Source organism: uncultured Aquincola sp., assembly GCF_964001545.1.
Classification (GTDB): domain Bacteria; phylum Pseudomonadota; class Gammaproteobacteria; order Burkholderiales; family Burkholderiaceae_C; genus Aquincola.
The window spans coordinates 1-3,539 of sequence record NZ_CAXFDV010000303.1; the positions used below are offsets into that span (position 1 = coordinate 1).

4 protein-coding genes are annotated in these 3,539 nt (G+C 70.3%); all 4 read left to right on the top strand.

The window, feature by feature from the left end; genetic code table 11:
- On the top strand, nucleotides 1-809 hold an 809-nt coding region (locus ABNT58_RS10745), incomplete at its 5' end, for an ABC transporter substrate-binding protein (protein WP_348753474.1).
- A 4-nt stretch (nucleotides 810-813) separates the two neighbouring features.
- The gene (locus ABNT58_RS10750; protein WP_348753475.1) at nucleotides 814-1,323 is read left to right on the top strand and encodes a nucleoside deaminase; all 510 of its coding nucleotides are present in this window, start codon (nucleotides 814-816) and stop codon (nucleotides 1,321-1,323) included.
- Nucleotides 1,324-1,330: 7 nt separating this feature from the next.
- A complete protein-coding gene (locus ABNT58_RS10755; protein WP_348753476.1) occupies nucleotides 1,331-2,320 on the top strand; it encodes a 2OG-Fe(II) oxygenase family protein in 990 nt (329 codons plus the stop codon).
- A gap of 135 nt (nucleotides 2,321-2,455) precedes the next feature.
- On the top strand, nucleotides 2,456-3,539 hold a 1,084-nt coding region (locus tag ABNT58_RS10760), incomplete at its 3' end, for a hypothetical protein (RefSeq protein WP_348753477.1).

A 3,539-nucleotide genomic window follows, 5' to 3' on the forward strand; every position in this document is an offset into this window, starting at 1 on the left:
CCATCACCCGCGTGGCCAGCGGCGCCTACGACATGGGCTTCGGCGACATCAGCGCGCTGATCGAGTTCAATGCCTCGCAAGCCGGCGCGCCGCTGCTGCAGGCCGTCTACCAGTACTACAACCGCGCGCCCTTCGTCATCATCGGCCGCAAGGACCGCGGCATCACGCAGGACTTCAAGAGCCTGCAGGGCAAGCGCATCGCCGCCGCCGCGGTGGAAAGCACCCGCCGCGCCTGGCCGATGGCGGCCAGGCATGCCGGCATGAAGCCCGAAGCCATCGAGTGGGTGACCACCGATTTTTCGCAGCGCGACAACGTGATCATCCGCGGCGACGTGGACGGCGCCACCTACTTCCACGACTCCGCGCTGTCACTGTTCCAACGGCTCGATCCGGCGCAGCTGAGCGTGCTCTCGTACGCCGACGCCGGGCTGAACCTGTACGGCAATGCCATCCTGGCCTCCACCAAGCTGATGGCCGACAAGCCGCAGGCGGTGCGCGGCTTCCTCAAGGCCACCAACCGCGCGCTGCTGGAATGCCTGGCCGACCCCGCCGGCGCGATGCAGTACGTCAAGCGCCGCGAGCCGATGGTGGACGAGAAGGTGGAAGCCGAGCGCTTCAAGATCACCGCCGGCTACGTGGCCACGGCCGATGCCCGCAGCCACGGCCTGGGCGACGTGCGGCCCGAGCTGGTGCGGGCCCAGGTGGCCGAGGTGAGCCAGACCTTCGCGCTCAAGCAGGCGCCCAATGCCGACGCGCTGTACAACCTGTCGTTCCTGCCGCCCAAGGCAGACCGGCTGCCCAAGGCCTGATGCCATGGCCAGCGAGTTGAACGAACAGACCGCCGACCTCACCGAGCAGGACGCGCTGTACCTGCGCCGGGCCATCGCGTTGTCGGCCCAGACGGCGCAGGCCGGCAACCGGCCCTTCGGCGCGGTGATCGTGGCGGCCGACGGCCAGGTGCTGGCCGAAGCCGCCAACAACAATGCCGTGACCGGCGACTGCACCGCGCATGCAGAGACGAATGCACTGCGCCTGGCCACGCCGGCCCATGGCCGCGAGGTGATGGCTGGCGCCACGATGTACGCCTCGGGCGAGCCCTGCGTGATGTGCGCCGGCGCCATCTTCTGGTCGAACATCCGCCGCGTGGTGTTCGGCATCGATGCGGTCAGCCTGCGCACGTTCCGCGCGTCGCAGGCTGCGGCCGGCGACATCGAAATGTCGTGCCGCGAGGTGTTTGCCGCCGCGCCGCACGACATGCAAGTGATCGGTCCCGCGCTGCGGGACGAAGCCGCGGCACCCCACCGCGCCTACTGGAACATGTGAGAACCCCATGACCGACACCACCACGATGCAGGAACTGGCCAAGGAATCGCGCATGGGCGCGATGGGCTCCGAGACCCATGCGCGCGAGATCCGCCGCATCGACCTCTCCGACTTCGAGGCCCGCAAAGCCGAGATCACCGAACAGCTGTGGGCCGCCTCGGTCGACATCGGCTTTTTCCAGGTGACGAACCACGGCATCGCCCTGGCCGACATCCAGCGCGCCTTCGCGATGACCGAAGCCTTCTTTGCGTTGCCCGACGAGGTCAAGGCCCGCCACCCGCTGAAGAAGGCCTTCAACGCCGGCTGGGAAAGCCGGGCCCAGGTGCGCCCTTCCACCGGCACGCCCGACCAGAAGGAGTCGTACCAGATCACCCGCCCGCACATGGAAGGCCTGTGGCCGGGTGAAGCCGCGCTGCCCGACTTCCAGCAGACCATGCTGGCCTTCGAGGCGCAGTGCTGGCAGGTGGCCATGCGCATCCTCTCGTGCTTTGCCGACAAGCTGGGCTTTGGCAGCGCGTTTTTCACCCACGCCCACGACCCCGCGGTGCCGGCCTACCAGAGCACGCTGCGGCTGCTGCATTACTTTGCGATCCCGCCCGAGCAGCGCGATCAGCTGGGCCTGTGGCGCGCCGGTGCGCACACCGACTTCGACTGCCTGACGCTGCTGTTCCAGCAGGCCGGCCAGGGCGGGCTGCAGGTGCTGCCAGGCAAGGAGCATGAGCAGCAGGCCTGGACGCCGATCGACCCGGCCGACGACGTGATCACCTGCAACATCGGCGACATGCTCATGCGCTGGAGCGACGACCAGCTCAAGAGCAACTTCCACCGCGTGAAGAACCCGCGCCCCGACGAGTACCAGGGCGCCCGCTACAGCCTGGCCTTCTTCGCGCAGGCCAACCGCGACGTGGTGATCCAGGGCCCGGCGAAGAAGTACGAGCCGATCACGGCGGAGGACTACCTCTACCGCCGGGTCAACGCGAACTTCTCCAAGTATTGAACGGGGCCCCTCCAAGCTAGGGGGCTGCGGCGCTCTTGGGAGACGCCCGCTGAGACGCCGCTGAGACGCTGGTCGGACAAGATGGCCGCCAAGGCAAGCCGGACGAGCTTGCCTGCACATGCCAGGAGCCGACCCATGCCCACCCGCCGCATTCCGCCAGCGCTGCGCACGCTGCCCGCCCTGCTGGCACTCGCCGGCCTGCTGCCCGCCGCCGGCGGTGCGGCCGTGCACAGCTGGACCGGCGCTGCCAGCGGCAGCTGGGCCGACGCGGCCAACTGGTCGGGCGGGCTGCCGCAGGCCGGGGGTGAGCTGCTGTTCGACAGCGCCAGCCGCGCCACCAGCTTCAACGACCTGGCCGGGGTGTTCCCGCTGCTGGGCCTGACGCTGGGCGCCAGCGCACCGGCACCCACGCTCAGCGGCAACGCCCTGCGCTTCCAGGGCAGCGGCGCCTACCTGCGCATGCTGTCCGACGCCGGCCACGGCACGGTGGACAACGCGCTGCTGCTGGACAGCACGCTGCAGGTCAGCGGCGGACGCAGCCTTGGCAGCCAGCTGTTCCTGCGCGGCGACATCAGCGGCAGCGGCGGGTTCACGGCAGCGGCCGGCGCCACCGTGTTGAGTGGCGACAACAGCTTCAGCGGCGCCACCACGGTGATGGCCGGCGCGGTGCTAGGCGCGGCCGGCCAGGCGCTGGCAGGCAGCAGTGGCATCCAGGTGCAGCGCGGCGGTGAGCTGCAGATCGTCGATGCCAACGTCGCGACGCGCCTGACGGCGCCCATCGCGCTGGGCGGGCGGCTGAGCAGCACGGCCACCGATGTGCAGACCGTCTTCGGCGCGGTGCCCGGCGGCGTCATCACCGGCGCCATCACCTTGACCGACGCGGCCCAGATCCTGTCGCTGAGCACCGGCAGCGCCAGCCCCGTGCGCCTTTTCACCGGCCAGGTGGACCGCGCCGGCCAGGCCCTGACCTTGCGCACCGAAGGCGGTAATGCGCAGCTGGAGGTGGGCTCCGTCACCGGCGCCGGCAGCCTGACGCTGCGGCCCAACGGCGGGGCCATCAACGTGGGCGCCGTCTCCGGCGCGGGCGAGCTGGTGGCCATCGGCGCGGGCGGCAGCGCCACCGTGGCCAGCCTGTCGGGCGACGGGCGGGTGCTGGTGAACTTCGACAACCCGCTGGGCCGCCTGACCCTCACCGGCAGCCTGAGCGGCCAGCGCGACC